This is a genomic window from Novosphingobium sp. FG90 (assembly GCF_057808725.1).
Genome location: NZ_JBMDIO010000037.1, coordinates 43,354 through 49,437, shown reverse-complemented (window position 1 = coordinate 49,437; position 6,084 = coordinate 43,354). Strand labels below are relative to the sequence as shown.

Annotated in this window: 6 protein-coding genes and 2 pseudogenes; 2 read left to right on the top strand and 6 right to left on the bottom strand. The window is 57.8% G+C overall.

Features of this window, described 5'->3' with window-relative positions; translation table 11 throughout:
• Positions 1-51: 51 nt before the first annotated feature.
• Positions 52-300 (bottom strand): annotated as a pseudogene (locus ACODRZ_RS22555) (transposase); the annotation flags it as partial.
• Between the two features lie 160 nt (positions 301-460).
• Here ACODRZ_RS22555 and ACODRZ_RS22550 point away from each other — a divergent pair.
• Positions 461-2,086, top strand: coding sequence for a sensor domain-containing phosphodiesterase (locus ACODRZ_RS22550; RefSeq protein ID WP_084717589.1), 1,626 nt, complete (start codon positions 461-463; stop codon positions 2,084-2,086).
• A gap of 57 nt (positions 2,087-2,143) precedes the next feature.
• Here the strand turns inward: ACODRZ_RS22550 and ACODRZ_RS22545 are convergent, their stop codons facing one another.
• From ACODRZ_RS22545 to ACODRZ_RS22530, 4 genes and pseudogenes are all read right to left on the bottom strand, one after another.
• A complete protein-coding gene (locus ACODRZ_RS22545; protein ID WP_230188914.1) occupies positions 2,144-2,818 on the bottom strand; it encodes a TonB family protein in 675 nt (224 codons plus the stop codon).
• Between the two features lie 561 nt (positions 2,819-3,379).
• The gene (locus ACODRZ_RS22540; protein WP_488986242.1) at positions 3,380-3,622 is read right to left on the bottom strand and encodes a hypothetical protein; all 243 of its coding nucleotides are present in this window, start codon (positions 3,620-3,622) and stop codon (positions 3,380-3,382) included.
• A 29-nt stretch (positions 3,623-3,651) separates the two neighbouring features.
• Entirely contained in the window at positions 3,652-4,518 is an 867-nt protein-coding gene (locus ACODRZ_RS22535; protein ID WP_006961816.1) for a recombinase family protein, read from the bottom strand.
• Positions 4,519-4,660: 142 nt separating this feature from the next.
• A pseudogene (locus ACODRZ_RS22530) lies at positions 4,661-5,194 on the bottom strand (Tn3 family transposase); the annotation flags it as partial.
• A 4-nt stretch (positions 5,195-5,198) separates the two neighbouring features.
• Between ACODRZ_RS22530 and ACODRZ_RS22525 the strand changes: the two are divergent.
• Positions 5,199-5,513 (top strand): DsbA family protein, encoded by a 315-nt coding sequence (locus ACODRZ_RS22525; RefSeq protein ID WP_488986243.1) that lies wholly within the window; start codon positions 5,199-5,201, stop codon positions 5,511-5,513.
• A gap of 3 nt (positions 5,514-5,516) precedes the next feature.
• On the opposite strand, the gene ACODRZ_RS22520 is transcribed toward ACODRZ_RS22525, so the two are convergent.
• Positions 5,517-6,023, bottom strand: a complete 507-nt coding sequence (locus ACODRZ_RS22520) for a hypothetical protein (protein WP_488986241.1) — start codon at positions 6,021-6,023, stop codon at positions 5,517-5,519.
• Positions 6,024-6,084 lie beyond the last annotated feature (61 nt).

Genomic DNA, 6,084 nt, shown 5'->3' with positions numbered 1-6,084 from the left:
CACGATGGCCTGGTTTTACGCCGCCCCATGGCCGACTTTTGCTCCGCCGTTGACATAGAACCAGTGCCGCACGGTCGAAACAGGCGGAAAGCAAGGCGGCAGCATCCGCCAGGGCAAGCCCCCGCGCAGCAAGTATAGGATAGCCTCGACAATGCGCCGCAGCGACCATTTGCGAGGTCGCCCGACATGTGATGCTGGTGGCAGCAATGGTTCCAGAACCGCCCACTCGGCATCAGTCATATCACTTGGCAAAGTCAGCCCGCTTCGCGCATGAAGGGCGCGAGTGGTATCGGTCCACATCGTTGTATCCATGGTAGTTTTTGGCGAAACTCATGAATCAACGACAGGTCAGGCCGTCAAGCTAACCTGCTGATACCACTCAACTTAATTTCCGATCGGGCTCTTATAGTTTATTGATAGTTAAACTTTGGGGCGGAGAGTAAGCCGAGTCGCCCATGACATGGCGATTTATGGAAAACAGAAGGCCATAGCAACGAATCCTGCGAAAGCAAATCGCACTGTAAATTTCTCGGTAGAAGGAAGATCAACAAGAGGATTTAGCAATAATTATATTAAAGCCAGACTCAAATCGGCAATCTCAAACGGGAATATCTGGCCCGCTTTTCAGCCTATTGTATCAATTGACTCCGGACATCTCGCAGGTTTCGAGATTTTGGCTCGATGGACGGCATCCGGGGGAAGGAACATTCCGCCAGATCACTTCATCCCGCTGCTGGAAAAGCATAATCTGATTGATGATCTTACCAAGGCTTTGATACGATCCTCATGTGCGCAGGCCAGAGATTGGCCCGGCACATTCTTCATCGCTTTCAACATTTCCCCATGTCAACTCCTGCATGAGGAAATGCCTGACTGGCTCATGGCGGAAGAAGTTCGGGCAGGTTTTCCACTGAATCGTCTTCAGATTGAAGTCACCGAAGGATCGCTCCATTCTCAGGAGGAAACAGCATACGCTACGCTTCGGAAACTGGATTCCCTGGGCGTTAAAGTGTCGATCGATGATTTCGGGACCGGCTATTCCAGTCTCGCAAGACTGGAAGCCTTTCCGTTCAGAAAGCTCAAGATCGATGCTCGCTTTGTACGTGGCCTGGACCGGGATGCGGGGAAGCGGCGAATTGCAGCTGCCATCATTGGTCTCGGACAAAGCCTTGGAATTACCGTTGTCGCAGAAGGCGTAGAATCGGAGAAGGAAGCCTCGATTCTATCGGATCTTGGTTGTCCGCTGGGCCAAGGCTGGCTTTTTGGTGCGGGAGTGCCGGCCCACGAGGCTCGCGAGATGGTAGATGGACTGGGAACACCTCACACCGATACCCCACCTTTACTCGACGCCTCGCCGTTTCAGCAACTCCATCAGCTCCGATCCCTGTACCAACAGTCCCCCGCGGGGCTATGCTTCCTGGATGTGAACTTGCGCCACGTACGCGTGAACGATCTCTTCGCCAAGATGCTGGGAGCCAGTTCATTTCAAATTACGGGTAAGACAATTGATGAGGTATTATCCGACCCCACTCTCGACCAACTCCGAGAAATATTGAACGCAGCGCTGAAAAATGACCATACTCCCACTCAGGAAGTCGTTATAGCCGAACGAGACTATCAAGTATTTGTACAAAAGGTTGTCGATGTAGGCGGCGACGTCATCGGTCTTTCGTTAGTGACAGTCGATGTCACAGAACAGAAGCACATCATTCGCAAGCTTCACCTTAGCGATGCGCATTTCCGGCACCTTGCAGAAGTGAGTCCGACGATTGCCTGGGCAGCCAGGCCTGATGGAACCGTAGATTATATCAGCCCATTAGCGACGGACATCGAGGGCGAAGCAATGCAAAAGAGAATTGATCGCTGGTATAGCAAAATGCACACGGACGATCTCGCACGGGTTCGTGCGGAATGGCTTGCCTGGTTGCCGTCAGTGCGACCGTTTTCGACCACATTTCGAATGGCGCAAACGGGAGGAAATTATCTCCTCATGAGAAGTCGGGCACATCCTCAGCTCGATGAGAATGGAGCAGTTATCAGATGGAATGGGATGATATCACCCCTGATCGTCGATGAAGGGGCGTAATCGAAGAAACTTTTGGTCTGCCTGGTGTAACACGGTGCCCATCACGTTACCTCGCCTTCACCGGGTCAGGGAGAACTCCACCGGCACGACCAGTTCCAGCGTTTCGCCGGGTTTGTCGTCGGGCGGCTTGGGAAGTGGTGATGCCCGTTTTGCAAGCGCAACCGCTTCGCGATCGAGGTCAGGAAAGCTCGAAGACCGTTCGAGGCGGGATGATAGGACCTTGCCTTCGCGGTCCATCACGAAACGAATCCAGGGCGCTCCCTGTTGCCCCCGCGCCATCGCCGCACGCGGATATTGGCGATGCTTGTTGAGCGCCGCAAGGACGCGGCCTTCCCAGCTATCGGCTCCGTGGCTTGCCACCTGAGGCGCCAATGGCGCGGGCATGGTCTCGGGCGCGGCCGTCTCCGGTTCCGTTGGCGCCGGATGAGTGGGCGTGGGCGTCACTCGCGGTAAGGGCACCGACACCGGCGGGATCGGCACGATCGTGCGTTCAACCAGTTGCACCTTGGGCCGCTCCGTAGACTTTTCCGTCCTCTCGACCGGCCTGAGCGCATCCTTCTCTTCCGGCTGAATCTCTGGGGGTGATGCGGGAGCCCGGACGTCGAATACGTTAAGGGTAGTCGATGCAGGCGGTGCGCTATAGGTCCGCCAGGTAAACAACGCCGCACACAGGATCAGCAGCCCGATCACCGACACGCCCCCAATGCCGAACTGTCGCGTCCCCAGGCTCATGGGTTGATCGGCATACCGGCTCGAAGGCTGCCACGCTGATGCATATACGGGCGGCATAGCCGGCGCAGCGCTTGTCCCGGACAGGGCCGCGCCGCATTGCGCGGGTTGCGGTTGGGGTATCACAAGCGTCATACCTTTGTTCCGAGCGCCGTCAGCAGGATGACAATGCCGGCCACAACGGAAAGCGTCGCAGCCACCCCCACACACCAGCAACACCGCGGAAATGGAAGGTCGCCATGGCAATGAAGGCAAACATTGCGAAGCTCGCCAAAGTTGCGACTATAAGGGCCTCGGCCTGCCCCATTCCGATCCGGACCAACAGCAGCGAGAGGGCCACGGTTGCAAGCGATGTCACGCCGTAGGCCCCCAGCGTTCCCGCGATTGTGCGGAGAACCGCCGGCCAGCGTGCTCTTGCCCGTTCGCTTTGGCACATCATTGCCGGACTTTCCGCAAGAAGCGCTCACGGTTGAGCTGCGCAATCATGGCGACGAAGTACGACGACACGTCCGATATCAGATTAGTAATGCCGCCGTTATAGCATTTCTGGCTCAGATCGTCTTGCTAACGCAACGTACGGCGAACTGCATCTTGCCATCCGGCAACGAGCGTTTTGCGTTCAAAATTCGCCATTTTCGGTTCAAAAATCTGTCCCTGCGTCCAGGTTTCGGCCAGAGCGTTGAGATCCGCCCAGAGCCCTGTTGCAAGGCCCGCATGAAAAGCAGCGCCAAGCGCTGTCGTCTCAAGATGAACGGGCCGCTCAACCTTCGTCTGGCCCAGTCGGCCCGAAGCTGCGATTTTGGCCATGTTGAAGAACAAAGATTGAACATGGCGATCTACCAGGCTCGCTCTTGTCCTCCAATCTCGTAAACATCGGTCTCGATCGAGCACCTGTAGCTCTCTGCGATGTTGAACATCTCTGTCTGGAGAGATGCGATCTCATCATCGAGGCTGACGCCATCGGCACCCTGATCATAGGCGACGGTCAGCGTGTAATCGCAGTTCCCGGTCTTTTGCATCTGGTAATCCCGCTCCAGCATCGCCTCAATGCGCTCGCGAGCGGGCTTTCTGCCACGACCATGCTTGTTGAAGTTCTCGATGGTCAGATGCAGGGCGATGGTGACAGAAGGCGGCTTTTCCGGCAGCCCGATCCTTGAAGGAATGACGTCAAGCGCCCGATAGACGGTCATTCTTGAGATCTTGAGGTCGCGCGCGACGCTGGCCTTGCTCGCGCCGGCGGTGATCCGGCGTCGGATTTCATCGTCATCGATGTTTTTCTTCCGGCCTTTGTAGACGCCTTCGGCGCGCGCCGCCTCGATCCCGGCGCGCTGCCGGTCCTTGATGAACGTCAGTTCCATGTCCGCGACCATGCCCAGAATGGTGATCACCATCCGCCCCATGCTTCCGGCCGTCGTCACCTCCGGCTCAAGCACCCGCAATGAGGCTCCCTTCTGGTCGAGTTCATGAACCAGATTGAGAACATCGCGTGTGGAGCGACCGAGCCGATCGAGACGCAGGACGACGAGTTCGTCATCGGCGCGCAGGAACTGCATGATCGTCTCAAGCTCCGTGCGTCCAGTGCGCGATGCGCCCGAGCCTGTTTCGGAGCGGAGGATTTCACAGCCCGCTGCCTTCAACCGGGCAACCTGGATGTCGAGATCCTGGTCGATGGTGCTGACGCGGGCGTAGCCGACGCGGGTCATGGGCAAATCCGTCACATTAGGGTGGCTTTGCCCTCGTACAGTAACATTGGTGACGGAACCACCCTTTTGTGACATGTCGTATATGTCACTTCCGATCGTCACGTTCGGGTGCACCCAAATGGTGCGAGCGGAAAGGCCCCGGTCAGGCAGCAAGCCGCCCAAAATCGATCCGGCTATTCAGATCGAGGTCGAAGCGGCCATAAGGATTGACGTGGCTGTAAATCAGCGGTGTGAGGCCGCGATAATCATCCGGCGTCATCCGGCCCGTCCATTTCGGTTCCACCAGCACGCTCTGAAGCATTCGGGTGTTCACATAGACAAGCGACGCTTGCAGCAAATGTAGCGCCAGGACCGAGAGCTGCTGCTCATCGATGCGGTTAGTGGCGATCTCGCCGCCCTTGCCGAAGAAAACGAACCCATTGGCACTGTTCCAGTTTTCAACGACATTCAGGCCTTCATGAATTTCGCGGCGGAAGGACTCCTCGCGCAGATACCGGCACAGGAAGATCGTCTTGACCGCGCGGCCCAGCTCACTCAACGCCTTGTAGGTCGGGTGCATCACCTCGGAGCGGCTAAACCGGCGCAGGATCGCCTCCGGGTCGGCGGTTTTTGTCTGCATCGCGGCTGCATATTTGACCATCTCGTCATATTGCTGCTCGATCTCATCCCAGTTGATCGGACTGGAGCTGGCATTCATCGAACAGGTCGGCCGCCTCATCTGGGGCGGCAGTGTCGCCGGGTGGCATGAAGGCAATCACCTTGCCGAAGCGACGGCGCGTGCCGGACTGGATCTTGCCGAACTAGACCGGCAAATTGAGCCATCCGCGGAGGCAGAGCGGCTCGACGCCCTGATTGCCGCAAACCAGGACGCACAGCGCGAAGGCGGCCACTATGGCGTGCCGCTGATGGTTTTCGAGGGCGAACCCTTTTTCGGGCAGGACCGGTTCGACCAGCTCCAATGGCGGATGGAGCAGAAGGGCCTCGCCCGCCGCTGACGCTCAGCCGGTCTTTGGCGCAGAAAGCATGGTCAGCACTTTCACGATCGCACCGAAATAGAGCGCGCCCAGCCCGATCGCCTTGGCCATTTCGAGCGGATCGAGCTTTTCGAGCAGGATGGGTGCGGCAAGCACCGTCAGGAACAGCATGGCGCTCCGGTTGATGGCGATGGGCACCCAGTTCACGATCTGGATATAGAGTGCCACGACAATGACGACGAGCCCGGCGATCAGTCCTGGCGTGCCGAACTGCGCGGGAAGCCAGTGCGATTGCCAGGCGAGGCCGAGCCCGACAAATGCGCCCAGGACGCTTTGCGGCCATTGCTTCATGTCGGCCTGCTCGACCGCGGCCCAGTACCAGAAGAAGAGAAAGCTCGCGAAGAAAGAGGTGATGCCGAGCAGCGTCAGGCCGAGCGCGATCCAACCCGCAAAGCCGACCACGCCGATGAGCGTGATGACCAGCCCAGCCAGAGGGGTCGGCGGGGCAGGGCTTTGGGCTTCATCGGGCATGATCTTCCTTCTCCTTGCTCCGACATTCCCCAAGTGGCCTGCCGCTTGACTTCAAGATCGC

Bases quoted from the DNA above. Each gene is read 5' to 3' on its own strand.
- ACODRZ_RS22550 (WP_084717589.1), top strand. From the start codon at position 461: ATGGCGATTTATGGAAAACAGAAGGCCATAGCAACGAATCCTGCGAAA.
- ACODRZ_RS22545 (WP_230188914.1), bottom strand. From the start codon at position 2,818: ATGAGCCTGGGGACGCGACAGTTCGGCATTGGGGGCGTGTCGGTGATC.
- ACODRZ_RS22540 (WP_488986242.1), bottom strand. From the start codon at position 3,622: ATGGCCAAAATCGCAGCTTCGGGCCGACTGGGCCAGACGAAGGTTGAG.
- ACODRZ_RS22535 (WP_006961816.1), bottom strand. From the start codon at position 4,518: ATGACCCGCGTCGGCTACGCCCGCGTCAGCACCATCGACCAGGATCTC.
- ACODRZ_RS22520 (WP_488986241.1), bottom strand. From the start codon at position 6,023: ATGCCCGATGAAGCCCAAAGCCCTGCCCCGCCGACCCCTCTGGCTGGG.